28 protein-coding genes, 1 tRNA gene and 1 pseudogene are annotated in these 25,871 nt (G+C 54.1%); 20 read left to right on the forward strand and 10 right to left on the reverse strand.

Features of this window, described 5'->3' with window-relative positions; genetic code table 11:
- Nucleotides 1–212: 212 nt before the first annotated feature.
- Both SynROS8604_RS12815 and SynROS8604_RS12820 read right to left on the reverse strand, forming a co-directional pair.
- Nucleotides 213–1,859, reverse strand: a complete 1,647-nt coding sequence (locus SynROS8604_RS12815; RefSeq protein WP_186544275.1) for a cellulose binding domain-containing protein — start codon at nucleotides 1,857–1,859, stop codon at nucleotides 213–215.
- 263 nt (nucleotides 1,860–2,122) lie between these two features.
- Entirely contained in the window at nucleotides 2,123–2,596 is a 474-nt protein-coding gene (locus SynROS8604_RS12820) for a response regulator transcription factor (RefSeq protein WP_255445055.1), read from the reverse strand.
- An 833-nt stretch (nucleotides 2,597–3,429) separates the two neighbouring features.
- On the opposite strand from SynROS8604_RS12820, the gene SynROS8604_RS12825 reads away from it, so the two are divergent.
- The 10 genes and pseudogenes from SynROS8604_RS12825 to SynROS8604_RS16070 form a co-directional block, all read left to right on the forward strand.
- The gene (locus tag SynROS8604_RS12825) at nucleotides 3,430–3,696 is read left to right on the forward strand and encodes a hypothetical protein (RefSeq protein ID WP_186544277.1); all 267 of its coding nucleotides are present in this window, start codon (nucleotides 3,430–3,432) and stop codon (nucleotides 3,694–3,696) included.
- Nucleotides 3,697–3,784: 88 nt separating this feature from the next.
- Nucleotides 3,785–4,702, forward strand: a complete 918-nt coding sequence (grrP, locus tag SynROS8604_RS12830) for an extracellular substrate binding-like orphan protein GrrP (RefSeq protein WP_186544278.1) — start codon at nucleotides 3,785–3,787, stop codon at nucleotides 4,700–4,702.
- A 38-nt stretch (nucleotides 4,703–4,740) separates the two neighbouring features.
- Nucleotides 4,741–5,055 (forward strand): GrrA/OscA1 family cyclophane-containing rSAM-modified RiPP, encoded by a 315-nt coding sequence (gene grrA / locus SynROS8604_RS12835; protein ID WP_186544279.1) that lies wholly within the window; start codon nucleotides 4,741–4,743, stop codon nucleotides 5,053–5,055.
- Complete coding sequence (gene grrM, locus SynROS8604_RS12840) at nucleotides 5,052–6,200, forward strand: cyclophane-forming radical SAM/SPASM peptide maturase GrrM/OscB (protein WP_186544280.1); 1,149 nt, start codon at nucleotides 5,052–5,054, stop codon at nucleotides 6,198–6,200. Before grrA ends, grrM begins: the two co-directional genes overlap by 4 nt.
- Before the next feature lie 17 nt (nucleotides 6,201–6,217).
- Nucleotides 6,218–6,739, forward strand: coding sequence for a hypothetical protein (locus tag SynROS8604_RS12845; RefSeq protein ID WP_186544281.1), 522 nt, complete (start codon nucleotides 6,218–6,220; stop codon nucleotides 6,737–6,739).
- A gap of 113 nt (nucleotides 6,740–6,852) precedes the next feature.
- Nucleotides 6,853–7,320 carry a ribosome maturation factor RimP gene (gene rimP / locus SynROS8604_RS12850; RefSeq protein WP_186544282.1) on the forward strand — a complete coding sequence of 156 codons (468 nt, stop codon included), beginning with the start codon at nucleotides 6,853–6,855 and terminating at the stop codon, nucleotides 7,318–7,320.
- A gap of 56 nt (nucleotides 7,321–7,376) precedes the next feature.
- Nucleotides 7,377–8,882: a transcription termination factor NusA gene (nusA, locus tag SynROS8604_RS12855; protein ID WP_186544283.1), complete on the forward strand. Its 1,506-nt coding sequence runs from the start codon at nucleotides 7,377–7,379 to the stop codon at nucleotides 8,880–8,882.
- Nucleotides 8,879–9,160: a YlxR family protein gene (locus SynROS8604_RS12860; RefSeq protein ID WP_186544284.1), complete on the forward strand. Its 282-nt coding sequence runs from the start codon at nucleotides 8,879–8,881 to the stop codon at nucleotides 9,158–9,160. The genes nusA and SynROS8604_RS12860 overlap by 4 nt, the downstream gene beginning before the upstream one ends.
- A gap of 62 nt (nucleotides 9,161–9,222) precedes the next feature.
- On the forward strand, nucleotides 9,223–12,672 hold the full coding sequence (gene infB, locus SynROS8604_RS12865) for a translation initiation factor IF-2 (protein WP_186544285.1): 3,450 nt from the start codon (nucleotides 9,223–9,225) through the stop codon (nucleotides 12,670–12,672).
- Nucleotides 12,672–13,184, forward strand: a pseudogene (locus SynROS8604_RS16070) (low-complexity tail membrane protein); the annotation flags it as partial. The gene infB and the pseudogene SynROS8604_RS16070, both read left to right, overlap by 1 nt.
- Nucleotides 13,185–13,436: 252 nt before the next feature.
- Here the strand turns inward: SynROS8604_RS16070 and SynROS8604_RS12870 are convergent.
- Nucleotides 13,437–13,694 (reverse strand): DUF3493 domain-containing protein, encoded by a 258-nt coding sequence (locus SynROS8604_RS12870; protein ID WP_370586514.1) that lies wholly within the window; start codon nucleotides 13,692–13,694, stop codon nucleotides 13,437–13,439.
- A 41-nt stretch (nucleotides 13,695–13,735) separates the two neighbouring features.
- On the opposite strand from SynROS8604_RS12870, the gene SynROS8604_RS12875 reads away from it, so the two are divergent.
- Nucleotides 13,736–13,808, forward strand: a tRNA-Thr gene (locus tag SynROS8604_RS12875).
- A 405-nt stretch (nucleotides 13,809–14,213) separates the two neighbouring features.
- Here SynROS8604_RS12875 and SynROS8604_RS12880 read toward each other — a convergent pair.
- The 3 genes from SynROS8604_RS12880 to SynROS8604_RS12890 form a co-directional block, all read right to left on the reverse strand.
- Entirely contained in the window at nucleotides 14,214–14,405 is a 192-nt protein-coding gene (locus SynROS8604_RS12880) for a hypothetical protein (RefSeq protein ID WP_186544286.1), read from the reverse strand.
- A 449-nt stretch (nucleotides 14,406–14,854) separates the two neighbouring features.
- On the reverse strand, nucleotides 14,855–15,013 hold the full coding sequence (locus SynROS8604_RS12885) for a metallothionein (protein WP_186544287.1): 159 nt from the start codon (nucleotides 15,011–15,013) through the stop codon (nucleotides 14,855–14,857).
- Nucleotides 15,014–15,037: 24 nt separating this feature from the next.
- Nucleotides 15,038–15,220: a hypothetical protein gene (locus SynROS8604_RS12890; protein ID WP_186544288.1), complete on the reverse strand. Its 183-nt coding sequence runs from the start codon at nucleotides 15,218–15,220 to the stop codon at nucleotides 15,038–15,040.
- On the opposite strand from SynROS8604_RS12890, the gene SynROS8604_RS12895 reads away from it, so the two are divergent.
- Nucleotides 15,219–16,490: a DUF389 domain-containing protein gene (locus SynROS8604_RS12895; RefSeq protein WP_186544289.1), complete on the forward strand. Its 1,272-nt coding sequence runs from the start codon at nucleotides 15,219–15,221 to the stop codon at nucleotides 16,488–16,490. The two genes, SynROS8604_RS12890 and SynROS8604_RS12895, sit on opposite strands and share 2 nt — an antisense overlap.
- Here the strand turns inward: SynROS8604_RS12895 and SynROS8604_RS12900 are convergent.
- Together SynROS8604_RS12900 and psbA are read right to left on the reverse strand one after the other, a co-directional pair.
- On the reverse strand, nucleotides 16,475–17,008 hold the full coding sequence (locus SynROS8604_RS12900) for an HIT family protein (protein ID WP_255445056.1): 534 nt from the start codon (nucleotides 17,006–17,008) through the stop codon (nucleotides 16,475–16,477). The two genes, SynROS8604_RS12895 and SynROS8604_RS12900, sit on opposite strands and share 16 nt — an antisense overlap.
- 179 nt (nucleotides 17,009–17,187) lie before the next feature.
- The gene (gene psbA / locus SynROS8604_RS12905) at nucleotides 17,188–18,267 is read right to left on the reverse strand and encodes a photosystem II q(b) protein (protein ID WP_006854385.1); all 1,080 of its coding nucleotides are present in this window, start codon (nucleotides 18,265–18,267) and stop codon (nucleotides 17,188–17,190) included.
- 184 nt (nucleotides 18,268–18,451) lie between these two features.
- Here psbA and SynROS8604_RS12910 point away from each other — a divergent pair, with 184 nt between their 5' ends.
- The 4 genes from SynROS8604_RS12910 to SynROS8604_RS12925 all read left to right on the forward strand — a co-directional run bounded on the left by SynROS8604_RS12910 (nucleotide 18,452) and on the right by SynROS8604_RS12925 (nucleotide 19,867).
- A complete protein-coding gene (locus SynROS8604_RS12910; RefSeq protein ID WP_006854386.1) occupies nucleotides 18,452–18,592 on the forward strand; it encodes a hypothetical protein in 141 nt (46 codons plus the stop codon).
- Between the two features lie 32 nt (nucleotides 18,593–18,624).
- Nucleotides 18,625–18,975, forward strand: coding sequence for a hypothetical protein (locus SynROS8604_RS12915; protein ID WP_186544290.1), 351 nt, complete (start codon nucleotides 18,625–18,627; stop codon nucleotides 18,973–18,975).
- Nucleotides 18,976–19,064: 89 nt separating this feature from the next.
- Nucleotides 19,065–19,433, forward strand: a complete 369-nt coding sequence (locus tag SynROS8604_RS12920; protein WP_006854388.1) for a hypothetical protein — start codon at nucleotides 19,065–19,067, stop codon at nucleotides 19,431–19,433.
- A gap of 65 nt (nucleotides 19,434–19,498) precedes the next feature.
- Nucleotides 19,499–19,867 (forward strand): hypothetical protein, encoded by a 369-nt coding sequence (locus tag SynROS8604_RS12925; RefSeq protein WP_186544291.1) that lies wholly within the window; start codon nucleotides 19,499–19,501, stop codon nucleotides 19,865–19,867.
- On the opposite strand, the gene SynROS8604_RS12930 is transcribed toward SynROS8604_RS12925, so the two are convergent.
- Nucleotides 19,856–20,794: an aspartoacylase gene (locus SynROS8604_RS12930; RefSeq protein WP_186544292.1), complete on the reverse strand. Its 939-nt coding sequence runs from the start codon at nucleotides 20,792–20,794 to the stop codon at nucleotides 19,856–19,858. The genes SynROS8604_RS12925 and SynROS8604_RS12930 overlap by 12 nt on opposite strands.
- 55 nt (nucleotides 20,795–20,849) lie before the next feature.
- Here SynROS8604_RS12930 and SynROS8604_RS12935 point away from each other — a divergent pair, with 55 nt between their 5' ends.
- The 4 genes from SynROS8604_RS12935 to SynROS8604_RS12950 all read left to right on the forward strand — a co-directional run bounded on the left by SynROS8604_RS12935 (nucleotide 20,850) and on the right by SynROS8604_RS12950 (nucleotide 24,782).
- On the forward strand, nucleotides 20,850–21,842 hold the full coding sequence (locus tag SynROS8604_RS12935; protein ID WP_186544293.1) for a glutathione S-transferase C-terminal domain-containing protein: 993 nt from the start codon (nucleotides 20,850–20,852) through the stop codon (nucleotides 21,840–21,842).
- Nucleotides 21,839–22,501, forward strand: coding sequence for a DUF2301 domain-containing membrane protein (locus SynROS8604_RS12940; RefSeq protein WP_186544294.1), 663 nt, complete (start codon nucleotides 21,839–21,841; stop codon nucleotides 22,499–22,501). Before SynROS8604_RS12935 ends, SynROS8604_RS12940 begins: the two co-directional genes overlap by 4 nt.
- Nucleotides 22,498–24,417, forward strand: a complete 1,920-nt coding sequence (locus tag SynROS8604_RS12945) for an ATP-binding cassette domain-containing protein (RefSeq protein ID WP_186544295.1) — start codon at nucleotides 22,498–22,500, stop codon at nucleotides 24,415–24,417. Before SynROS8604_RS12940 ends, SynROS8604_RS12945 begins: the two co-directional genes overlap by 4 nt.
- Before the next feature lie 146 nt (nucleotides 24,418–24,563).
- Nucleotides 24,564–24,782 carry a CP12 domain-containing protein gene (locus SynROS8604_RS12950; protein ID WP_186545985.1) on the forward strand — a complete coding sequence of 73 codons (219 nt, stop codon included), beginning with the start codon at nucleotides 24,564–24,566 and terminating at the stop codon, nucleotides 24,780–24,782.
- Between the two features lie 77 nt (nucleotides 24,783–24,859).
- On the opposite strand, the gene cgtA is transcribed toward SynROS8604_RS12950, so the two are convergent.
- Nucleotides 24,860–25,849 carry an Obg family GTPase CgtA gene (gene cgtA / locus SynROS8604_RS12955; RefSeq protein ID WP_186544296.1) on the reverse strand — a complete coding sequence of 330 codons (990 nt, stop codon included), beginning with the start codon at nucleotides 25,847–25,849 and terminating at the stop codon, nucleotides 24,860–24,862.
- Nucleotides 25,850–25,871: the final 22 nt, after the last annotated feature.

Consider the following 25,871-nt stretch of genomic DNA (forward strand, 5'->3'; position numbering starts at 1 on the left):
CCAGATGAATCAAGGTGCCCCACAAATCATGGTTGAAAGATGGTTTGACATAAAGGAGGAGATAACAAGACTCCTCCTACACATCACGCCTTGGGAAAAGGAGAAACAGATCAATCTTAACCAGAACTCCCCATCAAGCTGAAAGGAATCGTTTCCAAAAGCAAAAAGGGAAACAAAAAAATCAACAGACTCCGAAACATCAGCCAAACAAGTCAAACAAAAAAGTTGTCATCTGTAATCTCAACACCACTAGCTGTAATATCCGAAGATACAGCATTAAAGTTAACGCGAATCTCTCCATCCGCTGGAATCATTGAGGTCCAAGATTTTGGAGTTAATGTGACTTGCGTTGTACCATTCCCAAGATCCTCCGTTTGAAAATCACCACCCCAACCCTGGAAATTATTTGCATTGGCAGCGAAGGAAACACTCCAATCCTCTATGTCACTATTTGTAGTATTGGCAAGAATCAGATCTGCGCCGAAGCCACCTCCAGACCAAGTCATACCCTCAATATCCAGTTCAATTCCATTCTGAGAAGGGTTCATCATCATTCCAGTAATTGGATCTGACGCCGAACCTATTACAGGCATATTCATCTCTCCCTGTTCCATTCCTGGCATCGTCATACCCCCCATATTCATCCCAGACATATTCATTGAAGACGATGTCTCATTAAAGAAATTAGCTGGAGTAATCGCGACGTCACCAGCTGTTATATCAGTAGATTGAGCATTGAAATTCACGCGAATTTCACCATCGGCAGGGATTGTTGCATTCCATGCTTTGGGCGTAAGAGTCACTTGCGTTAAACCATTTCCAAGATCCTCCGTTTGAAAATCACCTCCCCAACCCTGAAAGCTATTGGCTTTAGCCACGAATGAAACACGCCAATCCGTCAAAGACTCATTAGACGGATTTTTAAGAATCAGATCAGCACCAAAGCCACCACCAGACCATGTCGTTCCCTCAATATCTAATTCGATTCCATTCTGAGTTGGCCCCATAGACATCATGACATTCTGCATAGCTTGCTGAAAGCCATCACCTCCAGGCACACCCGTAACCGACTCGGAATTCATCATCATTCCGGCAGGCATATTTCCCACGGTCATCAGCAACTCGGCGCTTTCTTCCTCTGTTTGAGCGACACCTGGGATCGTTCCATCGTTGCGAACAAACTGGCCTAAGCGCTCCTGAAAGCCATCCGTAGGCCCGCCCTCAGGCGTAAAAAGACCTTCTCGACTCACCAAAGTCAACTGCTCTGGAGTAAAACTAAAGGCGCGATCTAGAAGATCTTCAACAATTTGATCAAAATGAAATTCTATATTTTGACCGATGAGGTCCTCTCGCTGAACATTAGTAAACCTGAAGCTTTGACCAATAGGCTCTGAACTAATCACCATATCAGGACCATCGTTTTCGACCAAAAGCCGCTCACGGGTTCCGAAATACAAAAAACTAATCTCATCGGTGATTGGATCAAAGCCATCGACAACTGTTTCGCCGATGTTTTTTTCATGCGAACGAATATATACCGTGTCACCAGCAATTACATTACCGCCAGCATCAAAAGCAGGCCCTAGCTTATTTTCCCATGAATACACACCACCGATATCTCCCCTGAGATGTTCATTTCCCACATCAGCAAAATTAGCTGGAGAAAGATCACTCCAACGAACACCCTCAATGCGCTGAAATGAGTTCGGCTGCCATGGATAAACGATCGTAGCCGTGCCGTCTACATCATTCCCAAGAATCAGACTATGAACTGAGATATTGCCAAAATCCAGCTGATCAGACGATGGATCGAATCCAGTGATGTCTTGACTGAAATTCCCAACAGTGAAAATGGCCATAATCCAGAAGTTCACTTAGAACATATCAATTGTGCTGACTAACAAAAAATTTTTAAACCCTTCATTCGCAGGGTTTATCGAAGCACTTGAACATACCTATAAGCTGCACAGTCACAGATAAGACGTCTCCGAGAAATGTCCTGTCACATCCCATCAACACACCGTTAAGCGTCATGAGCAGGAACCAGTCAGCAACAAAGAATTGGGCATCCCTTGAATAAATCTGCTGGGTCATCGTTCAGCAATCCCATCCAAAAGGAGCCTTAGCTGACCAAGCGACGCCGTATCCCTTCGACGGCGGCCGCAGTCCGATGACGCACATCAAGCTTTCGCATGATTGATTGCACATGGCCCCGTGCCGTCGTTTCCGCAATTGTCAGCTGCTCAGAAATTTCGCGATTCGTCAGGCCATCACAAATCAATTGCAAAACCATGCGTTCACGTATTGATAAGCCATGCGCATGCGGATCACCTTGTTGAAACAAAGACGCACTCAAAAACGGATCAACAAATCGTTCCCCATTCAAAATCGAATCCCATGCATGAATAATCGCGTGCAAATTGAGACGTTCTTCTGCGAGAACCACATTGGACGGACCAGAAAGGGCCTCACGGACGAGAGTGGGGTCCTCACTTTCCAGCAGCAAAATCGTTTCGATCGGAGCCTGAGGCAAAGACCGCAACTTGAGATCCTTGACCAAGTCCACCCCACGACCTTCATCAAGAACCTCGCTCACGCACACCAAAACTGGTCCTTTCGCTGAATCGAGACTGTCCAATGCGTCCTGAGACGTTGTTGCAACCCCAATCAAACAATGAGATTGCTGCTTTGAAAGTTTAAAAAAGAGCCATACCACGAGCCAAGCCAAAGGGCGGTTGGAGGTCGCCACCAAAATGCTGTGTGGACATGGAGAGATCTCTAATTGATCAATCAAAGATTGAATGCTGTCATTTAATTCAATCAGCACGCTCTATTACTCTTCATATCAAATTTCAAAACAAGACAAAAGAGCTTGGGGAAACAACTGAGAACCAGCTTTGATGCAAGGCATTCCTAAAAACAAGTGTTCAACCGGGGAAAGCCTTTATTAATCGCACCGCTACCAAAAAGCGGTGCAGAAAAGCAATGGGGAAAAGAGATGGAGAAACCTGCTCAGAAGCTGGGACGACACTGGTCAGCGGAACCGTCAAAAAATCGAGGCCAATTTAAAAAATATCCCCAGCATACCAACCGAATCAAAATAGCACAAAAATGCATCACTATATTGTCATTTATTTTTTAGCTTATCGCAATCATGCCGCTATTCTATTTCGGCAACCACGTCAACGTGCCAACAACTCAAAGCAGCAATAAAAAGAAAGCCGCGCAGGATGATTCAGTTGATTTTGCCAGAGCAAATATCGAAATACTTTAGAAGCTATCAGCTGTTAAACACAACCTAAAGACCGAGAAATTACATCTTCTGTTGAGAACAAGACAGCAACACAGAGAGGGGAGGCATCTTCGTTCACTCTTGACAGCTCAGCAGCACTAACTTGACCATCCATTCATCAAAGGAGAGAAAGCACCATGCCTTCAAGCCAACGGCTGAGATGCGAGCTCTGTCAGATCGAGATCAATGAAAATGCTGCTCAAGGCGATGAGGTCAAGTTCAGTCGTGGTGCCACCGGGAGTCGCAGCAAACTTTGGGCCCGCGTCTGTCAGTACCTGAAAACAGATGAACAGAAGGCTGCTTGCATCAATCAAGACGCATCCCAACGCGGCACCGAGAAGCCTGGTGATCGCTACGAAGAAATCGCACCTGTCGAGGTCGGAGGCACTCAGGCCAAAAACTGATCCCGATCGTGCATGATCCAATCCTCAACTGGCGTCTATCTAAATTCATGTCTATGACTACCCTTAGGTACGATGTCAACGACCGATCATGCGCTTGCTCAAAGCGGCCGCTACTGGCCTGATCGCGCTCACTTCGGTGGGCCTTGTGGCTTGCCAAAAGTCAGCTCCCACCAGCGACAAAGGAGCTTCAAGTCAGGCAGGTAATGTATTTGAGACAGGAAAGCTCAGGGCGGTCGTTCTTGACGATGTCCTCCCCATGGTTGACGAGAACGATGGGAAATATGAAGGCCTTTCTTTCGTCGTGCTCAACGCGATCCGCGATCAGCTGAAATCAGCCTCGGAGAACACGTCCGATGACATCGTGATCGAGCCTGTTTCCATCAAGTCTGCACAGGATGGACTGAACAAAATTCGCTCCGGAGAAGCCGATATTGCGTGTGGCGTTGCCTTCACATGGGAACGACAAAGAACCCTTACTTACAGCTTGCCTTTCGCAACAAGTGGCGTTCGTGTCTTAGCCCCTAAAGGCAATGACGGAACACCAGAAAGCCTCAAGGGCAAAACAATTGGTGTCGTGAAAGACACGGCAGCAGCAGCCGTGCTGGCTAATTCCGTTAACGATGCCCAATTCCAATTCTTCTCAACCCCCACAGAGGCCCTTGCAGGTCTTAAGGACGGAACCGTTGAATTCCTGGGTGGCGACACCCTTTGGCTGAAAGCAAGCCGTCAAGCCACAGCTCCGGATGCTGATCTTGTCCCCACATTCCCTTACGCAAGATCCAGCGTGGGCTGTGTTGTCGCGGACACCACTCCTCACCTTCTGAATTACAGCAACTTGGCCATCGGTCGCATGCTGACCGCTTACGTGGATGACAACAAAGACGTACGCACAGCCGTCAATCAGTGGATTGGTCCTGATAGTCAGGTTGGACTCAGCGAAAACATGATTGGCGATTTCTTCACCATCGTGCTCGCAACGACAGCTGAATTATCCAAAGGCTCCTGAGCCCTAGTCCCTAACTCCATTCACATTTCACGTCACCCATGAACAAAACAACCCTGCTGAGCATCGCTGCAATCCTCGCCTCAAGCTCAGTGCTCACTGACGCCTCCCACTCCGCTGTTCTCAGTGAGCCCGACCTCGGGAATGCTCTTGAACAGCGCATTGAAAAACTCTCCCATAACGCTTGGGCACGCTTGGAGACCAGTGATCACAACACTGGACAGTCGATTGCCCGCGCTTGGGGCAACGGCAACGGCCGTGCCTTCGCTAACGGTGGTGGTGCTCGTCGAGGCTTCGCTAATGGCGGCGGCGGCGGCTTTGGCAATGCCTATCGCGCAGGTTTCGCCAATTGGTGAACCACGCTGATTACGGACCCATTGGCCTCTTGGTGATTCAGGCCACATCACTCTGCAATCTCGATTGCAGTTACTGCTACTTGCCTGATCGCCAAAAACGCCGGATCTTTGATCTCAATCAATTACCTGTCTTGCTGAACAGGGTGTATGAGAGTCCCTTTTGGGGCCCTCATCTTTCAATCCTTTGGCATGCAGGCGAGCCCCTGACGTTGCCCTGCAGCTTTTATGACGATGCCACTGCCATCGTGCGTGAGCAAACGGCTGAGCTGCAGGAGCAAGGGGTTCAGATTGAGCAGCACGTGCAAACGAATGCCACGCTGATCAACGACGCCTGGTGTGAATGTTTTAAACGCAATCGCATTGTTGTTGGGGTGAGTGTTGATGGGCCGGAAGAGATCCATGACTCCCATCGCCGATTTCGGAATGGGAAGGGCTCTCAGGCTCTAACCATGCGTGGCATTCGCAAGCTTCAAGAACAAGAAATTCCCATCCATGCGATTGCCGTACTCACCAGTGCTGCCATGGAAGATCCAGAGAAGATTTACTCCTTTTTTCGGGACAATGGGATTCATGATCTCGGCTTCAATGTCGAAGAGCAGGAAGGCGTCAATGCCAGCTCTTCCATGCAAGGAATCAGCCGAGAAAAGCAATATCACCACTTTTTAAAATGCTTCTGGGAGTGCAATCAAAGGGACAGTTTTCCGATTCGGCTTCGTGAATTCGATCAAATCACCGAGATGATGATCAGCGGTCAAAGACTGCTTCAAAACGAAATGAATCGCCCATACTCGATCTTGAGTGTGGATTCAGCCGGTAACTTCTCCACGTTTGACCCTGAACTGTTATCCGTTGAAACCCAAAAGTATGGGTTATTCAACTTAGGCAATATTCGCGATCAATCTCTTGTCGCAGCCACTGAAAGCGAGACATTTCAGCAATTGCTTCAAGACATGACCGCGGGCACAGCGCTTTGCAGAGATCAATGCGATTACTACGGCTTTTGCGGAGGCGGAACTGGAAGCAACAAGTATTGGGAGCATGGAACCTTGGCCTCAAGTGAAACCTGCGCCTGCCGCTTTTCAACCCAAATTCCAGTTAAGGTCCTTCTCGAACAAATTGAAGATCAGGGTGTAAAAACACCCTGATTATTTCAACAGCAAATATGTTTTCTCTGGCACTCAAAAGCCGTCGATCCACATCAGCCATCGGCGTCGTCGCGGCTTGCTCAACGCTCATTTTTGCTCACGCACCAACAGCTCAAGCAGGTTGCACGTTCCTCATGCCAATTGGTGGCAATGGCGACGGCCCCAAGCCTTACATCGTCAAAAAGAAAGTTGAGCGTCCGAAGGGCCTCATCGGAAAGGCGGTGGGTCGGACTAACTGGAACACCGATTTTGTGGTGAATCAGCCTTTTGCCTCTTACAAACTCTTCTTCACAGCAGATTCAACCGATAGCAACCCTGGCTCTTACCCAATCGAAGCCTTCCTGAAATTTTCAGACGGCAGCAATTTAAAAGTTGTCAACGAATTCATGAAGCCACCAACGGGCACGGGAGCCCAGTTCGGGCCATTTCAGTCTCCTTCCGGGAAGGCCGTGAGCCAAGTGAATTTCAGAATTGGCGCCAACAACGATCCTGGGGCGACCGGATTCAGTTATCGCATCTCCGTACAGGGCTGCGACTGATGGAGGAAGGGGCAATCAACTACATTGTTGATCGGCTCGGTGAGTTCCTCTTTTAAGGGGGTGATCGCAGTATCAACCATCGGGCCAATGCCCGACTCTCCCTCCGATTGTCCTTGCCCCATCCTCTGCTCCCAGCACTCAAGGAATTGGCCTCTGCCACAGCAGTAGGCCACGGATTTGAGCTGGCTAACTTGCAGGTCTTAGCCCACATGCAACCCATGACGGTGCAGATCCAAATTCGCCGTTCCAGCGGAAAGGATGTGACCCTCGATGATTGCGCCGGTTTCAGTGCACCGATGGGACAAGCCCTGGAGAATTCTGCTGTTCTCAGCGAGGCTTATGTCTTAGAGATCAGCAGTCCAGGGATCGGAGAACAGCTTCAGTCGGATCGCGATTTCCAGACTTTTCGTCGCTATCCAGTCGACGTGATTCAACGTGATGCCGAAGGAACTGAGCAGAAACATTCCGGGACCCTCTTGGAGCGAACGGAAGACCACGTAAAGATCAGTATTCACGGGCGAATTAAACAGTTTTCGCGAAGCTCCATCATTTCTGTAGTGCTCACCAGTCCCACAGGCTGATGCTTTAAGCCTCTTTCCAACCTCACTCTCCTCCAAGACTTTCATTCCCGTCCTCGATGGCTCTCGTCCTTCTCCCCGGCCTCAGCAACCTGATCGAAGACATCAGCGAGGAAAAGAAACTCGCCCCTCAGGTCGTTGAAGCTGCCTTGAGAGAAGCTCTCCTCAAAGGCTATGAGCGCTATCGACGCACTCTTTACTTAGGGATCAGTGAAGATCCTTTTGACGAGGAGTATTTCAGCAATTTTGATGTCGCCCTGGATCTCGACGAAGAGGGCTACAGGGTCCTCGCCAGCAAAATCATTGTTGACGACGTCGAGAGCGAAGACCATCAGATTGCCTTAGCCGAGGTGATGCAGGTGGCTGAAGACGCCCAGGCCGGCGATACCGTCGTCCTGGACGTCACGCCCGAGAAAGAGGATTTCGGTCGCATGGCAGCTGCCACGACCAAACAAGTGTTGGCTCAAAAGCTGCGTGATCAGCAGCGACGGATGATCCAAGAGGAGTTCGCTGATCTTGAGGATCCGGTCCTGACCGCACGCGTGATTCGATTCGAGCGTCAATCGATCATCATGGCTGTGAGTTCAGGCCTCGGCCGCCCCGAAGTGGAGGCTGAATTACCCAGACGCGATCAGCTCCCCAACGACAACTACCGAGCCAACGCCACCTTCAAAGTCTTTCTGAAAGAGGTCAGCGAGGTCCCACGCCGTGGGCCTCAACTCTTTGTGAGTCGAGCCAATGCGGGATTGGTGGTCTACCTCTTCGAGAATGAAGTTCCTGAAATTCAAGAGGGCTCGGTACGCATCGTTGCTGTCGCCCGCGAAGCCAATCCTCCATCGAGGTCGGTAGGACCTCGTACCAAGGTGGCTGTCGACAGCATCGAGAGAGAAGTCGATCCTGTTGGAGCTTGTATCGGAGCCCGGGGCTCGCGCATTCAACAGGTCGTGAATGAACTCCGAGGCGAAAAAATTGATGTCATCCGCTGGTCCCAAGACCCCAGCCAATACATCGCCAACTCGCTGAGTCCGGCGCGCGTTGAAGTAGTACGACTTGTGGATCCCGAGGGGCAACATGCCCATGTTTTAGTGCCACCCGATCAATTGAGTCTTGCGATCGGACGAGAAGGCCAAAACGTTCGTCTTGCGGCTCGATTAACGGGTTGGAAAATCGACATCAAGAATTCAACGGAATATGACCAAAGCTCAGAAGATGCTGTTGTTGCTGAGCTCATCACCCAAAGAGAAGAGGAAGAAAGCCTTCAACGCGAGGCGGAAGAGCGCCTTGCCGTGGAACAGGCCGCCAGGGCCGAAGAAGATGCCAGACTTCGTGAGCTCTATCCCCTTCCTGAAGACGAGGATGGATCCATGGAAGATGGAGAGTATTACGAAGACACCGAAGCGTCAGCTGAGGAGCCCTTGGCCGAAGCCAACGAGGAGTCAGTCGAAATAGCGGACACCGAACGACAGGCTGAAGAAGAGACCCCAGAGCCCATTGAGCAACAGGACACTGAGCTCGACTCTGAAGTTGCCCCCAGCACAAGCGATGACGAGGAAGGAGCCCGGTGAACGATTCGCGCCCCGTCCTCCGTCGCTGTGTCGCTTGCCGACAGCTTCTTGATCGAAGCCTGCTTTTGCGAGTGATTCGTGACCATCAGGATGGGGTCCTCTTCGATCAGGGGATGGGCCGATCGGCCTACCTCTGCCCGACTGAGGCCTGTTTTGAAGAGGCACGCCGCCGCAAAAGGCTTCAGAAATCCCTGCGTTGCCAGGTTTCTGACGACTTACTGACGGCGCTGCAAGAGCGGCTCACCGAACCTCGTGTAGCAGCCGCTGAGGCAAGATGAACATTGGCACCACGCGTGTGGAGCCCCGAGGCACACCGTGCCCGGACCGACCGGAGACCTGAATGACCAGCAGCGGCAAAGTCAGAATTTATGAGTTGTCCAAGGACCTTGGCTTGGAGAACAAAGATGTCCTGGATGCCGCCGAGAAGCTGTCCATCGCGGCAAGGAGCCATAGCAGCTCCATCAGCGAAACAGAAGCCGGCAAAATCCGAAACCTTTTGAAGCAAGGTGGGAGCCCAGTTACGTCTGCTCCTGTCAAGCCCGCGCCTGGAAAAGCAATTCTCTCGGTCAAAAAGGCATCCAGCCCAGCAGCCCCGTCGATGCCCAGCAAACCTGCGGCTCCTACGGCAGCAAAACCATCTCCGAAACCTTCTGCACCTTCACGACCAGAGGCGCCCCTGCCCTTGATCGTGCAGAAGCCCGTGTCGCGTCAAGCCGCACCACAAAAACCGGTGAGCCGACAAAGCGCCCCCGCCGCGGCCGCGCCAGCACCGTCTGCCCCAGCACCTTCTGCCCCAGCACCTTCTGCCCCAGCACCGTCTGCTGCAGCACCGTCTGCACCCACACCACGGCCCAAGCCTGCAGTCTCTCCTGCGCCCTCAGCGCCCAAGCCCTCATCCCCTGCGCCGACAGCTTCTGCTCCATCGGCTCCTGCAAGGCCTAGCTCGGCCAGACCGACACCAGCCCCTGCCCGACCCACAGGCACCGCTCCGGTGAAGCGCCCTGGCAGTGAAGCCAGTAGCCCGAGACCAACGGCTCCTCCAGCGCGTCCGCAACCAAAAGCCCCAGTCAACCGAGGGGCACCACAGCGCCCTGCCCCCAAACCAGAACTCGTGGGCCGGCCACAGCCCAAGCGAGCTGCACCTGGTGCCCCCGTGCGCCAGATCGGACAACGCCCAGGAGTGAGTCCTCGGCCAAGTGGGCCTCCGGGTCAGCGGGCAAACATGCCGCAGCGCCCCGCCGGTGCTCAACGTCCTGGGGCCCCAACACGACCTGGAAATGCCCCATCGAAGCCCGGGCAACCCCGCGCAGGTGCGGGATCACTTGAATTGGTCGGCAAACCCATCCGCAGAGACGGCAGCAATGATGGCGCCGGTGGCCGTGGCGATGGACAAGGGCGTCCCCCTGGTGCAGCCAGACCTGGAGCCCCCCGTCCTGGTGGCATGCCTGGGATGCGAAAGCCGGTGGCCCCCGGTGAGCTCATGCAGCTCCAAAAACCGAACAGCCGCCCATCAGCACCACCGCCGAGACGCGTGGATGGCACTCCTGTCGCCACCCGAAGCGGTGGTGAAGCTGCCGCTGGAGGAGCCAAAGCCACTCCTCCTGTTTCCCGTCCTACCGCCACTCCCCCATCAGCACCCAGGCGTCCAGGCTTCAGACCTGGCCCAGGCGCTGGTGGTCAGCGCAGGCCTGGACGGCCTGACTGGGATGACAGCGCCAAACTGGAAGCGCTGCGCAGTAAATCGCCTCAGAAACAGCGCCAAAAGGTTCACATCATCGGCGAAAACGATGATGCCCTAACCGCTGAGACCGGAGGATTCGCTGGCGAACGCCAGGCGATGGTGCTATCCGCCAGCTTGGCCCGTCCCTCCAAACCAAGGACCAAGCACAAGCCAGCGCCCAAGCCAGTTGCTGCTATCAGGAAGCGGCGTAAGGAAACCGCACGTCAGCGTCAACGTCGCCGCGCGATGGAGCTGCGTGCAGCCAGAGAGGCCAAGCAGGTACGGCCAGAAATGATCGTGGTCCCCGAGGACAATCTCACGGTCCAAGAGCTCGCTGACATGCTCAGTATCGAGAGCTCTGAAATCATCAAATCCCTGTTCTTCAAGGGGGTCATTGCCACGGTCACGCAGACCTTGGACATGCCAACTATCGAAGCTGTGGCACAAGAATTCGGCGTGCCTGTACTTCAGGACGATGTCGAAGAGGCGGCCAAGAAGACCGTCGAGATGATCGAAGAGAAAGATCTCGAGCATCTCATTCGCCGTCCCCCTGTCGTCACCGTCATGGGCCACGTCGACCACGGCAAGACCAGCCTCCTCGATGCGATCCGTCAAGCTCGCGTCGCCGCGGGAGAAGCCGGTGGCATCACCCAACACATTGGTGCTTACCAAGTCGAGATTCAGCACAACGACGCCCCTCGGAAGCTCACCTTCCTGGACACTCCTGGTCACGAGGCGTTCACCGCCATGCGTGCTAGGGGCACCAAAGTCACTGACGTTGCCGTCTTGGTGGTTGCGGCAGACGATGGGGTGCGTCCTCAAACCTTGGAAGCCATCAGCCATGCACGAGCGGCAGAAGTGCCGGTTGTTGTGGCGATCAACAAGATCGACAAAGAGGGAGCCTCCCCCGATCGCGTCAAACAGGAACTGTCTGAACAGAACCTGCTAGCGGAAGAATGGGGAGGCGATGTGGTGATGGTGCCCGTCAGTGCCCTCCGCGGAGAGAACATCGACAAGTTGCTTGAAATGATCCTCCTCGTCACCGAGGTTGAGGATCTTCAAGCCAACCCCGATCGCCTCGCTAAGGGCACTGTGATCGAAGCCCATCTCGACAAGGCCAAGGGCCCTGTGGCCACGTTGCTAGTTCAAAACGGCACATTGCGTACGGGTGACGTGCTCGCCGCAGGCCCAGTTCTGGGCAAAGTGCGCGCCATGGTGGATGACGGAGGCGGCCGCTTGAAGGAGGCAGGTCCTTCCTGTGCTGTGGAAGCCCTTGGCTTCAGCGAAGTGCCCACGGCAGGCGACGAGTTTGAGGTCTATCCCGATGAGAAGTCAGCACGCGCCGTGGTCGGCGATCGTGCTTCCGATGCCCGGGCGAGTCGTCTGGCTCAACAGATGGCCTCCCGTCGCGTATCCCTCACAGCCATGTCTGGCCAAGCGAAAGAGGGCGAACTCAAGGAGCTCAATCTCATTCTCAAGGCCGATGTTCAAGGCAGTGTGGAAGCGATCCTTGGCTCGCTTGAACAGCTACCGAAAGACGAGGTGCAGGTCCGTGTGTTGCTGTCCGCTCCTGGCGAAGTCACAGAAACGGACGTAGATCTGGCGGCAGCCTCTGGCGCAGTGATCGTGGGCTTCAACACCTCGATGGCATCAGGCGCCAAACGGGCAGCAGATGCCAACAGTGTTGATGTTCGCGACTACGACGTCATCTACAAGCTGTTGGAGGACATCCAGTTGGCGATGGAAGGTCTCCTCGAACCAGAACTTGTCGAAGAATCCCTTGGAGAAGCGGAGGTTCGAGCCGTTTTCACGATCGGCAAGAGCGCTGTGGCTGGTTGTTATGTCACGACCGGAAAACTGCAACGGAACTGCAAGGTACGGGTGCGTCGCGGCAAAGAAATCGTCTTTGCTGGAGACCTCGATTCCCTGCGTCGCAACAAAGACGACGTCAAGGATGTGGCCACAGGCTTCGAATGCGGTATTGGCTGTGATCGCTTCGCGAATTGGAAGGACGGCGACATTGTTGAGGGCTACAAGCTCGTGACCCAGCGCCGCAAGCTCGCCACCTAATGTCACCGCGCAACGAGCCGCTTCTCTGGCTCCAGTTGGTGGCGATTGGAGCCATTCCACTGGAGCTACAGCTGCTTCGCTTGATCCTGGCTGGCTCGGATCTTGGTCCTGTGCCCTCTGTGGAACGCCTTCTTTGTTGGGGAATCGCCGTTGTTGCTCCTGCTGTGTTGTTGTGGAAACGGCCTGTTGATTGGGGCTCCCTGCTCCTCGTGCGTCAACCCCTCAAAGGGCGGACAAGCTGGCAACGAAAAATCAGTCAATTCCAAGAAAATCTGCTCTTAAAACTGGTGGGAGCAGCAGGAGCTGTTCTTTTGCTCGCCGTGTTCTGGTCGATCGATAGATCCTCGCTGCTCATTGCGGATTTATCGCCTTTCAACAGTGGCTATCGCCTTCAATGTCTGCTGATTGCAACCCCGCTGCTGGCAATCATTGTTTGGCAATGGAATCAGCTGGTGAACGCGATCTGGCTGCTCACGCGTCCGTCAACGGCCATTGAAGGGGCAATAGCGCTAAGCGACCGACAGCTAGAAGACGCAAGGTGTTCATTCGGCTTGGACCTTCTCCGCCTCGAGACGTTGGATTGGCACACTCCGGATCGCAAGACACCAACAGTTGAGGAGCCGAAGGAACCTCAAAAGACCATCGAAACGCCTCCAGCTCCTGAGCTATCGATGGAGGCGGAAGAAGAGGAACTCTCAGACCATGACTCCAACGCCTTGAACGGCCCAAACGCAGAAGAACTGAATCTTCCTTCCGCACCAGACTCAGGACTCTCGCGTGCGATCGAACCAGAGCAAGCTGCCGAACAGAACGACAGCGCCGATCTGGATCCCCAGGTCACTGAGGACAACAGTGTCTCCAGCGGTGACCTTGAAGGTCATGACGAACAGACCAAGCCCGCCGGAAGCGAAGAGAGCGACCCAGAGCAAGCGCCTTAGAGAACGCCAGGGAGTGCGTGCTTCCTGTAGGAGCCGCGCCTTCAATTCTGGATCCAACTGTCTTTGAGAGTCGCGGTCGCTCAAACCCTGTGCTGCGCAATGCCAAATGTTAAGTTCCTAAAGATGCCGATGTAGCTCAGCTGGTAGAGCAACGCTTTCGTAAAGCGTGGGTCGCCTGTTCAAGTCAGGTCATCGGCTTAAGACATCAAGCCAGTTTCAGCATGAAAACGTGCTGTAGCTGGTTTTTCATGGCTCGAACCCGCCTAAGAGCAACATCAAAACTGATGTGCGTTAGCTGATGAGATCCCATGAACCTATTCACTCGCTTATGCACGGCCTACGAATTCAGATCCATGGGCATAGCGCACATTGACAGGAACCCCAGCCTGACAAAGAGGGCAGTCATCAGCAGGCCAGGACGGGAGGAGGACTTCATCTGAAAAAATAAAATTTTCTACCCCAAGATCTACCGCCCTCACATTGCCCCTGGTCACATAAGCTCAATTCCCATCGGATAGCCCCCTGATTGAACGACTGCGTCACAGGTAAGACGAACTGAAAATTGAGTATTAATGACGCCATCAACAATCAGAACAGATTGACCTAGAATAACTCATCATATCCTTGCTTAATTTCAAACTTTTCCGTTTTTCCTCCCTCGCCAACCAGACGCTCTGCAAAGACGCAACGAGCTTTAAGAGCCAAAGCCACATATTGAGCACAAATCGAACTACCAATTGCAGGGGCACAGATCAAGTCAGACCTGAAACCTTGAATTTGAACTACTTCGACCAAGAATTGACCAGATGGGCGAATCCTGGCCTTAAGTTAACAGATACTCAGCAACCCATCCGGATCCATGACCTCCAAAAACATACACAAAGTGATCATTTTCGATCAGCGTTCCACTTGATTCCAGGATTTTTCTTGTCATTTCCTGTCTCTGCTTCGTAGACACAACAATGATGGATGACCACTACAGACAGATTGGCAACAACCAAATGGTCTTACAACAAAGCAAAGGGGGAAAACAAAGCTATCACCAGACAATCGTTGCAATAGCTTCAACCCAAGGCAGCCTCGTCAAGCATGAAGCGCATTGATAGCCAAGCAAATGAGCACGTGGCCCATGAAAATCTGCCTCAACAGAAAAGCAGTGATCGATGAATTCAGTCTTCAGACTGATTGAGCACGAGGTGCGCAATCAGTCGGGGAGCTGCAACAAGCCTCAAAACGACTGGAGATCAGCAGCAATTACAGCTCTTGCAGCATTCCTCTGAGCCAGAATGACCATCTGCGCAAGGCTGTGAGCAATAGGTCTTGCCATCTTTTTCGACAGCGGATTCAACAGACACCATGCAAGTGCAGGGATCGCAGTCACAAATTTGATGGGTGGTTGCCATGTCTTCAGTGGAAATCGATCTCTTTCATACAGCGAAAACGTCGCCAAGTCCATCACCCGTTTGGGGGAGAGCACCCACCTCCAAATGATGTAGGCATTGATGCATGGTTGCTGGATAGGGCCTGATCGAAGACTCCAGATCCGTAGCAGTGCATTGAGGTTCTCGCCGACGTGCCATCAAACTGAAACCATCCAAACCAGAGCTCATGGCCAGCATCGAACCCAGCAAGCTCGATCGCATGAAACGCAGCTTTGGGAGCGATGCGGAACTCGATGAAGTGTTCATCGTGCTGAGTATCGGCGCAGGGCTCATCGCAACCCTGGGATTACTCGCCAACAGCCCCGCTGTCGTGATCGGCGCCATGGTTGTCGCTCCATGGATCATGCCCCTGAGAGCCGCAGCGTTTGCAGTGCTCTTTGGTGACATCCCACTGCTCACCCGCGCTTTACGAACGCTATTGGTGGGCGTGTGCGCCACCACTCTCCTGTCCATTGTGCTCGGGAAGCTGGCCGGGTTGCCTCAATTTGGCTCGGAGGTAGCAGCGCGGACATCGCCAAACCTTCTTGACCTCGGGATCGCTCTTGTGGCCGGTGGACTCGCCACTTACGCCAGGCTAAGAAGTGATGCGGTGAGCTCACTGGCAGGAACTGCCATTGCGGTTGCTCTTGTCCCACCGATCTGCGTGATGGGCCTTCTCCTCTCCAATGCTTACTGGGAAGAAGCCGTTGGAGCCGGTCTCTTATTTACCACCAACCTTCTTGGAATTTTGACCGGCGGTTTGGTGCTGATGGCCTGCAAAGATTCCTACTTTCGCCACGAACTCAAGCGAAGCCATTTAGGGGCCGCAAGCTTTGCACTCACCGGCCTACTACTGATTCCCTTAGGAACCAGTTTTATCAATCTCCTTGTCCAAGCGAGAAACGAGAATACACGCGAATCAGTGGAAAAGACCATTGAACAATTTCTAACCCGCGAGACATTGACCTTTGGAGATAAAAAGAAAGTAGATGTCGAGAGAGTTGATATCGACTGGAATCAAAACCCACCGGTCGTAAGGGTGATTGTGCGTGTTGCAGATCCAGAGCTTCCAACCTTCAAACAAGTTTCAGCTGTTCAAGAAGAGATCAATAAACGGCAAGGACTGCGATTTCGGCTTGTCGTTCAACGCACTGCGGTGGATGTGGTGGGCCCCAAAGAAGCACCCAACCTTCAAAGTCCAATCTCCAAACGACTGATCGATTCAACGATTGAACCAGTGGATGCAACAAAACCCGTTAAAGACAGGAGACCCTTCCAACAAGTCCCCCGAATCGAGCAATTGCCTTTTCTTGACAACATGCAATTCGTTGAAAAGGGAAAGGAGAAAGAGAAGGGAAAAAGCAAGAACAACAACCTCAACTCAACATCTGAGCTTGAGACGATCAAGGCACCAGAGCTGCCTTTGGAAAGTCAAACGCCGGCTCAAAACTTGGATTGATATGAGTTGGATCCATCCATGAAACCGCTCTGAGTTTGAAACCGAGCAGCCATCAGAAATTCATCCACAGCGTCAGAGCCGACAGGGTGCTCACGACCTGCTTCTACATCGCGATAGAGATCAGCAACACTCCAGGCCGCACTGCGCTGATCTGCCTGAAAACGAGGAATTAAATGCAAGTGCAGATGACGCGCTCCCTCCCCGAAGGCAATGGCATACACCCTGTCGCAGCCACTCACCGTCTTAACGAGTTTGGAAGCTTGCCTCACCACTTGTCCCCATTCATCGGCTTCATCGTCCAGAAAATCGATCGGTCCACCAAGATGGCGACGCGCATCGAGCAAACACCAACCAAGCAGCGGAGAAGGATGGGGATGATGACGCAAGAGCCAATGGCGATTCCGCCAGATCTCTACTTCACGAAGATGCTCAACATTGGAATGAAGCTCACAAATCGCACATTGTTCTAAACAATCAATCAAATCAACAGTTGGAAGCATTCCTGGATTGATTGTCATCGCTTAAGGCCTGTGATCACTCCATGATCCTGATCGCAGCCCCATCACCATGGCTGGGATGCTGCTGGTGATTGTCACTTCAAAACCGTCCATCAAACTTTCCAATGCCAACAAAAAAGCCCCCTCTTTGAGAGGGGGCTTCCTCGTTCAGTTGATCTGAACGTTGGATGGATTCCAGATCAACCGATTGCAGGTGCTTGGAGAGCCACAGGTGTGGACTCAGCAGCTGCCAGGTCGAGGGGGAAGTTATGAGCGTTGCGCTCGTGCATCACTTCCATACCAAGTCCAGCTCTGTTAAGAACATCGGCCCAGGTGTTCAGGACGCGGCCCTGACCATCAAGGATGGACTGGTTGAAGTTGAAGCCGTTCAGGTTGAAGGCCATGGTTGACACGCCAAGGGCGGTGAACCAGATGCCGACAACAGGCCAGGCAGCAAGGAAGAAGTGAAGGCTACGGCTGTTGTTGAAGGAGGCGTATTGGAAGATCAAGCGACCGAAATAGCCGTGAGCTGCAACGATGTTGTAGGTCTCTTCTTCTTGGCCGAACTTGTAGCCGTAGTTCTGGGACTCGGTCTCGGTTGTTTCACGAACCAAGGAAGAGGTCACCAGTGAGCCGTGCATGGCGGAGAACAGTGAACCACCGAAAACACCAGCCACACCAAGCATGTGGAAGGGGTGCATCAGGATGTTGTGCTCAGCCTGGAAGACCAACATGTAGTTGAAGGTTCCAGAGATGCCCAGGGGCATGGCGTCAGAGAACGAACCCTGACCGAAGGGATAGACCAGGAAGACTGCAGATGCAGCAGCAACAGGTGCGCTGTAGGCAACACAGATCCAAGGGCGCATGCCCAAGCGGTAGGAAAGTTCCCACTCACGTCCCATGTAGGCGTAGATGCCGATCAGGAAGTGGAACACAACCAGTTGGAAAGGACCGCCGTTGTAGAGCCACTCGTCGAGTGAAGCAGCTTCCCAGATGGGGTAGAAGTGCAAGCCGATGGCGTTGCTGGAAGGAACAACAGCACCAGAGATGATGTTGTTGCCATACATCAGAGAACCTGCAACAGGCTCGCGGATGCCGTCGATATCAACCGGAGGTGCGGCGATGAAAGCGACGATGAAGCAAGTGGTAGCGGCAAGCAGGGTGGGGATCATCAGAACACCGAACCAACCGACATAAAGACGGTTGTTGGTGGAGGTGACCCACTCACAGAACTGCTGCCAGCCGTTAGCGCCGGAGCGCTGCTGGATGGTGGTAGTCATGAGAACGGAAAAGAAGGTCTCTCAAGGAGACGGTTACGGAAGGGCAGGACGCCCTGCCTGTTCAATTGTAAAGCAAGTTTGCGGTTTGTGATCGTCCATTAAGTGCTCGAATCGTTTTTCGCCCCGCGAGAAGGGCAGCTTCAGGAAGGCTTAAGATTTGAATGAACCCCGTACCGAGAGGCTCATGGTTTTGATCCGATGGCTTCACGCTGGTCAACGCACGGAAGAAACGGTTCCCGTTGCCATGGCACGCCACAGGCGTAATGAGCTTGAAGCACAAGGAGCTGTTGTGTACTGGAGCGAGCGCCTAGGCAACGCCTTCTAGCCATCCACACTGGATTCGTCGCACCAGGAACCATGACAATCAGCTCAAGGGCATTCCGCTTCCGAAGTGGGGTCATCACTGCTGCGTTAGCCAGTTCAGCTGCAGTCGTTCTCAGCGCTTGCGGATCCAAATCAGTTCCTGTCAACACATCACAGGGCGAAGCGATCAATCGCTTGGGAAAGCGCCTGGAGCAGCTGGAACGCCAACTTGCAGAACAGCTTCCAGCGCCTTCAGACAACAGCAATAAGGTTCCTTCAGGCCCCGTCAGTTCCATCACCTTGAGGACAGGAACGGCTGATGACCGGTTGAGGATCTACTGGGCTGATGGCACACGCAGTGATCTTCCCTGCACCCAGGAACAGAACACTTGGGCCTGTGGGTAGAGCTGTCCCTGAGACGCCAGTCACAACCGTTTACACCTGCAGCTCGCTTGAAGCATTGAACAAGCGATTCATCGCGCCAAAATTGCGGCATGAATCAGTTCAAAACAGGCTTGGTGCTGATCAGCGGCCTTTGGCTATTGGCTTCCAATGCTGCAACAGCTCAGGCCACAAGGCCCTTACCACTGGCCCAACCGAAGGCAGCCAATCTCGCGCGCATGCGTGCAGAGTCGCTGAACGGGGGCTTAAGCCAATACAGAGCAGCAAGCTGCATGTACGAAACCGGAGCAGGGTCCTGTCTCGAATCCATTAGCGACGGGGGGTTTCTGTTCCGCTTCCAAGGTGGGCCGCCTGGTTGGCAGCAGCAAACCCCTCCCAACCCAACCATCGAGACATCGGTGCTGGTCTCCAGAGACGGTGACCGCATCCTGGAGGTCACTTACAACGGAACGGTCCGGTAAGGGCACGATCCAGTTGACAGATCGGGGCACCATGATTCCGATGTAGGTGCACTATCTGGTTCTGCATGAATCTCCGTACCCTCTCGGCCATGGCCGTCATCACCGGTGCAAGCGTGATGGGCGCAACCCCCGGGCTTGCTCAAGACCCCATTCCAGCGTCGCAAGTGAGAGCAATCAACTTGGCCCGCAACACCGCCGTTGCTGAGAATGGTGGCCTCAACGTTTATCGCCCTCAGCCCTGCATGTTTGAAACCAGCACTGGAGGAGGAGATTGCCTGGTGAATCAGGACGCCAACGGATACACCTTTCAATTTCTGGGAGGCGTCCCAGGCTGGCCTGAAAACGGCAGTTCACCCACCACGGAAACGGAGATCCAGATTGCTCCAGATGGGCGCAGCGTGAACGAAGTTCTCTACAACGGATCACCCCGCTGATAGCTGCGCTTGAAAGGCCTCTGTCCATTCATAAGACAGAGGCCAGCACTCTCTGTGGGTCAGGCTCAAGGCAATGGCCTTCTCGGCATAGGCCGCCTCATTGATAAAGACTGGAACCAGTCCATCCGCTCCCTCATAGGGAACACAGCTGCCATCAGCCTTCTGAAAGAGCGGATCGCCGCCACGCATGGGCTGCCAGTCCGCAGCTTGTCGCTGAGGGTGGAGGAAGGCGTCTGGGGAACCGGATGGGGAGCGTGGGAGATCAAGACTTCCCAGATGGCGATGCACCACCAATTGATTGGGATAGCGGGCTCGTCCGGCCAGCGCATCAGAGCAAGCCTCAAAAACGGCCTCGAGAGCCAGGCGCGTTTGCGTCAAAATTTTGTGGTGACGCACCATCTGAGGAACGGGCCCCACTTCTATCGCCAGGCCACAGGGCCAGCTCTCCACAAGAAATCCCTGCTGATCTGGATCAGCTTCATGGAGATAAATAGGTAGGCCCAAACGTCCCTGAACGAGGGCCGCCAACGCCAAATCAGCAGGGCGACGTCCGTGGACCACCAATGAGTTCCCCATCGAGGACGTGGTGCTGTGAAGATCAATCACCACCCCACAGGCATCGATGCCCCCTATTCCGTAACGGCTAATCAGATCGAAGGCACGCTGAACTTCGCGATCCACCTGGGACGGTGGATTCCGCTCTGAGCCAGCCTGCCGAAGAAGGCCTGGCTGGAATGAGCGATTGAGATCGCGATCGAGATAACGACATCCCTTGGCATAAGCCTCGGGGTTGCCAATCACCGGGAGCACCTCGCATCCATGGGTCTGAATCAAATCGGGCTGCTGCTGCCACTGTTCCAGCAACCAGGGAGCATTGATTTCATTCCCATGGGTTCCAGCCACAACAAGCACACGAGGGCTTGGCATCAACTCTCAGCAGTCATCAACAATTTGATGGAAGATGCGTGCAAATGGAACAAAGATGGCGATCCATCCACTGATTGTGCGCGGCGCTCGTCAAGGCTGGCGCTGGCAATGGCTTCGCTTGATGGGAGGACTAGGCCCTGCCGATCAAGGTGGACACTATCGGCGCCCTGACAGCACACCGATGCAAACCCTCGTCTTAGAGGAGCAGGAGCTTGAGGCGCGAAACAGCAAGACAAAACCCCACCTGATCGTTGGCCGAAGTTGCCCATGGGCCCATCGTGTCTGGCTGGTTTTTCAACTGAGAGGACTCAGCGCAAGCATCAACCTGTTGAAGGCCGATGCCAATCACGACGAAGGACGTTGGCGACTGGAGCCGACCTGGCTCGGCTGCGACAGCCTTCTGGATCTTTACAAGCTATGCGGAGCACCTCCCAGCTACCGAGCCACGGTGCCGGTCCTGGTGGATCCAGGTGCGAGCCCATCCGATCAGCCCCGATTGCTGGGGAATGACAGCACCCCCTTGAGCGCTGCACTGTGTTCGTGGCCAGCAGAGGCAACGGCACGCGATCTCGCCCCCAGCGAATTGAAACCTGCGATTGCGTCATGGCAGGAATTGATCCAACCCTCGATCAACGACGGCGTCTATCGCTGTGGATTTGCACGAAACCAAGGCGCCTTTGACCAAGCCAGCCAAGCCCTGTTCTCCGCTTTGGACCAAGTGGAGAAGAGCTTGCAAACCCAAGGGCCATGGCTCTGCGGCGAGCAAATCACGCTGGCAGATGTGCGTCTTTTCCCCACGTTGATCCGTTGGGAAATGGTCTACGCGCCCCTGTTTGGTTGTAGCGCCAAGCCGCTGTGGATGTTTCCAGCACTTTGGAGTTGGCGTCAACGCTTTTTTGCACTTCCTGGGGTCGGTGAGAGTTGCGACAGCCAAGGCTGGAAGCAGGATTATTTCGGAGCACTGTTTCCCTTAAACCCCAGCGGAATTGTTCCAAATAGCCCTGAGCTGAGCAGACTGATTGGAGCGGGAGTGGCACAACCGGAATGACAACCAACAGCAAGACAAGAGCAGAACAATCGGAACCAAGCTTTGAGGGAATGTATGGCCCCTATTGCATCACCCTTCAGGATCAGCGAGAGGTTCAGCTTTACCGAAGCTGCTTGCTGGTGTGTGGATTGAGCTTCAGTGCAGGCCTCGGACAATGGATCCTCGTAGGGCCGCAGCTGGCGCCCCTATGGCTGTTGCCCCTTGCCGTATCACTTGGCCTGGCCTTGCGCTGGATTCACATCTATTTGCGCCCTCTCCATCAAGCCCTTCAATTGTTTTGGGCGGCTGGATGCATCGGCTGGCTGGTCTTAGCCATCCAGGCCGGTCCATCGGACATTTTCAACGCACTCGAAAGCCAGCGTCTTTGGACCCTGGCGATTGGCCCCCTCTTTGCAGCCCTGGCCGGCATCGGCTTCAAGGAGTTCTTTTGCTTCAGACGGCCAGAAGCCATCGGACTCACCCTGCTTCTGCCCGTTGCCCTTCTCGGTCATTTGAGTGGCCTGATGGCAGGACCAACAGCCATCAGCTTGATGGCGATTTCCGCCGCTCTTCTGGTGCTTCTTGCCTTGCGCAAATTTGGAATGGAAGCCGCTGCAGATGTAGGCGATAAGAGCGTATTTGCTTATCTGGAAGATCTGCGTAGGGCCGAGAGCACGTGAGCCTGATCAGTCTGATCGATGCATCCAAAGACTTCGGCATCCGCACGCTGTTTGCTGACCTAACCCTGCACATCAGAGAGGGTGATCGCCTGGGACTGATTGGCCCCAATGGGTCAGGGAAGTCGACCTTGCTGAAAGTGCTGGCCGGAGAGGAACCGCTTGGGGGAGGGGAACGACGCTGCTCGTCGCGGCTGAGAGTTGAGCTCGTGGGCCAAGAAAGCACCGTGGACCCAGGCCTCACCGTTCTGGAACAGGTGTTGGCAGGGTGCGGAGAGAAACGAGATTTGCTGCTGCGTTTCAGCGAACTCAGCGAAGCCGTTGCCGACAATCCAGACAACTCCGAGCTCCTAGCCGAGCTGGGGGTTCTGAGTCAAAGGATGGACGAATCCGAGGCGTGGAGCCTCGAACAACAGTGCCAGGAAGTGCTGCAACGGCTTGGGATCGCAGATCTACACAGCCCTGTGGAGGCTCTTTCCGGTGGTTATCGCAAACGCGTTGGACTGGCATCGGCCCTTGTGGCTTGTCCTGATGTCCTGCTTCTCGATGAGCCCACCAACCACCTCGATGCCGCAGCGGTGGAGTGGTTGCAAAGCTGGCTGGATCGCTACCCAGGAGCGGTCGTCCTCGTCACGCACGACCGCTATGTGCTGGATCGTGTGACCCGAAGGATCGTGGAGGTGGAGCTGGGGGAAGCGCGAAGTATTGACGGCAATTACAGCGCTTACTTACAGCGAAAAGCCGAGCAAAATCAGGCCGATGCCGCTGCTGCTGCGAAATTCAAAAGCGTGCTCCGACGCGAATTGGCTTGGTTACGACAGGGACCCAAGGCCCGTAGCACCAAACAAAAAGCACGTCTGCAGCGGATCGACGAAATGCAGACCGCGCCGACAAAACAGAGCCGCGCTCAGCTGGAGATGGCCAGTGTGAGTCGTCGGATCGGAAAAGTCGCGATCGAGGCGGACCAGCTTTCCGTCTCGGCGGATGGCAGCAAAGACGGGCCGTTTTTGCTCTCAGACTTCAGCTACAGCTTCAGCCCAGAAGATCGTGTCGGAATCATTGGCCCCAACGGCAGTGGCAAATCAACCCTGCTGGACCTCATCGCAGGACGGCGTCAGCCGACCTGCGGGTCCCTTCAGATTGGAGAGACCGTTCATCTCGGCTATCTCGACCAACACACCGATGTCTTGAGCGATGGGAAAGGGTTGGAGCGCAAGGTGATCGACTTTGTTGAAGAAGCAGCCTCAACAATCGACCTTGGTCATGAACAGCTCAGTGCCTCCCAGCTCTTGGAACGGTTCCTCTTTCCACCAGCCCAACAACACAGTCCCCTCAGCAAACTCTCTGGTGGAGAACGACGGCGCTTAAGTCTTTGCCGCATGTTGATTCAGGCACCCAATGTGTTGCTGCTCGACGAGCCAACCAACGACTTGGATGTCCAGACCCTGAGCGTGCTCGAAGACCTCCTCGAAGACTTCCGTGGGTGTGTCGTCGTCGTTTCACACGATCGCTACTTTTTGGATCGCACCGTCGACCGTCTTTTCTGTTTTGAGAACGGGCGCTTGCAGCGTTTTGAAGGGAACTACAGCGAATTTCTTGATCACCGCCGTGATCTGGAGAAAGCGCAAAGCGAAGCTTTGGCAGCACAGGAAACAGCTCAACGCGCAGCAAAATCAACCTCTAAACGGGTCTCTCATCAAGACAACAAGCCGAAACGGCGCAGCTTTAAAGAATCGAAGGAGTTGGAGCGCCTGGACAGCGACCTTCCCGCCCTGGAGAACAGAAAACAGGAGCTGGAGGAGGCCATTGCTAGCGGCAGGGGCGATCTCAGCTCTTTGAGCTTGGAGCTGGCCACGTTGTTGGACTCGCTTCATGCCAGTGAGGAACGCTGGCTGGAGCTCAGTGAACTCGAGCCATAAGCCCTTGCACCAGCAAGTCCTTCCTCCATTTGAGGGAGGACAAACATGTTGTTACGGAAACCATTTCGCCTACAGCACTGGTGGATTTAGAGGAAACCGGTCGTAAAATATTTGTATTGCAACTGGCTTCACGAGCAGCCGATTCCATGAAATCCATCGACGAGCACATCAAGAAAGATCAAACAGAAATTGAAGCCGCTCGTGCTTCAGGCGATGAAGCAAAGCTGCGTCACCTGACGACCGAGCTGCAATCTCTTGAGGAATACAAAGAGCACAACCCTGAGGACAAGCACGATCCCACCTCACTTGAGCTTTATTGCGATGCAAACCCAGATGCCGAGGAATGCCGCGTCTACGACGACTGAGTCGAACCAGCGTTCATTGGTCATGAACCTGCCCCCCAGGGCAGGTTTTTTTATGCCTTTCGATCCAGCCGCCAGCCCTAGATCCCCAAGTCGCTCCAGACACGATCCAACAGGTGATTCAGTCCGCGACTCATCGCCGCCGAAATCAGCAGCGGTGTGCTCCCGCTGGCATCAGTGAGAGCGGAAACAATCGCATCTAGATCTTCTTCCTGAATCAGTTCCTGCTTATTAATGACGAGGATTCTGGGGCGCTCAACCAACCCATGCCCATAGGCCTCTAGCTCCTTTTCAACAACGCGTAGATCCAACAAAGGATCCTCGGCGCCGCCATCCACCAGGTGAATGAGCAGCCGGGTGCGCTCGATATGACGAAGGAAATCGTGGCCCAACCCCGCGCCCTGCGCAGCACCAGCGATTAAACCCGGAATATCCGCAAACACGGTGCCGTCTCCTGTCGGCCGGCGCACGACCCCAAGATTCGGGATCAGCGTTGTGAACGGGTAGTCGGCAATTTTTGGTCGCGCGGCAGATAGAACACTTATCAAGGTGCTTTTCCCCGCATTCGGGAGCCCAATAATCCCCACCTCTGCAAGCAGCTTGAGCTCCAGCTGCAAAGGCCATTCTTCGCCGTCGCGACCCTCCGTACATTTTTCTGGAGCGCGGTTGCGATTGCTGAGGTAATGGGCATTACCCAGCCCTCCCCGCCCACCAAACGCCACGGTGAGGCGTTCTCCATGGGTGGTGAGATCCCCAAGCACGATGCCCGTACTCAGATGACGAACTTCGGTGCCACAGGGCACTTTGATCACCAAGGGCGGACCTGAAGCTCCAGTGCAGCGATTGGGGCCTCCCCGTCGCCCATCGATCCCAGCGAACAATCGCTTGTATTTGAAATCCAAAAGGGTTTGCAGGTTGGAATCGGCCTCTAACACCACATCCGAGCCCTGGCCTCCATCACCACCGGAGGGGCCTCCCGCTGGAACATATTTTTCTCGACGGAAGGCCACGATGCCATCGCCACCACGGCCACCCCGCACGGAAATGCGCGCTTGGTCGATGAACTGCACAGCAAGCCTCAGTTGGGGCCAA

Origin of the sequence: Synechococcus sp. ROS8604, from assembly GCF_014279655.1 — a bacterium.
Taxonomy (GTDB): Bacteria; Cyanobacteriota; Cyanobacteriia; order PCC-6307; family Cyanobiaceae; genus Synechococcus_C.

What these genes read in the sequence shown, in the direction of transcription:
- SynROS8604_RS12815 (WP_186544275.1), bottom strand. Translation starts at nt 1,859, where the DNA reads ATGGCCATTTTCACTGTTGGGAATTTCAGTCAAGACATCACTGGATTC.
- SynROS8604_RS12825 (WP_186544277.1), top strand. Translation starts at nt 3,430, where the DNA reads ATGCCTTCAAGCCAACGGCTGAGATGCGAGCTCTGTCAGATCGAGATC.
- grrP (WP_186544278.1), top strand. Translation starts at nt 3,785, where the DNA reads ATGCGCTTGCTCAAAGCGGCCGCTACTGGCCTGATCGCGCTCACTTCG.
- grrA (WP_186544279.1), top strand. Translation starts at nt 4,741, where the DNA reads ATGAACAAAACAACCCTGCTGAGCATCGCTGCAATCCTCGCCTCAAGC.
- SynROS8604_RS12845 (WP_186544281.1), top strand. Translation starts at nt 6,218, where the DNA reads ATGTTTTCTCTGGCACTCAAAAGCCGTCGATCCACATCAGCCATCGGC.
- nusA (WP_186544283.1), top strand. Translation starts at nt 7,377, where the DNA reads ATGGCTCTCGTCCTTCTCCCCGGCCTCAGCAACCTGATCGAAGACATC.
- infB (WP_186544285.1), top strand. Translation starts at nt 9,223, where the DNA reads ATGACCAGCAGCGGCAAAGTCAGAATTTATGAGTTGTCCAAGGACCTT.
- SynROS8604_RS12885 (WP_186544287.1), bottom strand. Translation starts at nt 15,013, where the DNA reads ATGGCAACCACCCATCAAATTTGTGACTGCGATCCCTGCACTTGCATG.
- SynROS8604_RS12895 (WP_186544289.1), top strand. Translation starts at nt 15,219, where the DNA reads ATGGCCAGCATCGAACCCAGCAAGCTCGATCGCATGAAACGCAGCTTT.
- SynROS8604_RS12890 (WP_186544288.1), bottom strand. Translation starts at nt 15,220, where the DNA reads ATGAGCTCTGGTTTGGATGGTTTCAGTTTGATGGCACGTCGGCGAGAA.
- SynROS8604_RS12900 (WP_255445056.1), bottom strand. Translation starts at nt 17,008, where the DNA reads ATGACAATCAATCCAGGAATGCTTCCAACTGTTGATTTGATTGATTGT.
- psbA (WP_006854385.1), bottom strand. Translation starts at nt 18,267, where the DNA reads ATGACTACCACCATCCAGCAGCGCTCCGGCGCTAACGGCTGGCAGCAG.
- SynROS8604_RS12910 (WP_006854386.1), top strand. Translation starts at nt 18,452, where the DNA reads ATGGTTTTGATCCGATGGCTTCACGCTGGTCAACGCACGGAAGAAACG.
- SynROS8604_RS12915 (WP_186544290.1), top strand. Translation starts at nt 18,625, where the DNA reads ATGACAATCAGCTCAAGGGCATTCCGCTTCCGAAGTGGGGTCATCACT.
- SynROS8604_RS12920 (WP_006854388.1), top strand. Translation starts at nt 19,065, where the DNA reads ATGAATCAGTTCAAAACAGGCTTGGTGCTGATCAGCGGCCTTTGGCTA.
- SynROS8604_RS12925 (WP_186544291.1), top strand. Translation starts at nt 19,499, where the DNA reads ATGAATCTCCGTACCCTCTCGGCCATGGCCGTCATCACCGGTGCAAGC.
- SynROS8604_RS12930 (WP_186544292.1), bottom strand. Translation starts at nt 20,794, where the DNA reads ATGCCAAGCCCTCGTGTGCTTGTTGTGGCTGGAACCCATGGGAATGAA.
- SynROS8604_RS12935 (WP_186544293.1), top strand. Translation starts at nt 20,850, where the DNA reads ATGGCGATCCATCCACTGATTGTGCGCGGCGCTCGTCAAGGCTGGCGC.
- SynROS8604_RS12940 (WP_186544294.1), top strand. Translation starts at nt 21,839, where the DNA reads ATGACAACCAACAGCAAGACAAGAGCAGAACAATCGGAACCAAGCTTT.
- SynROS8604_RS12950 (WP_186545985.1), top strand. Translation starts at nt 24,564, where the DNA reads ATGAAATCCATCGACGAGCACATCAAGAAAGATCAAACAGAAATTGAA.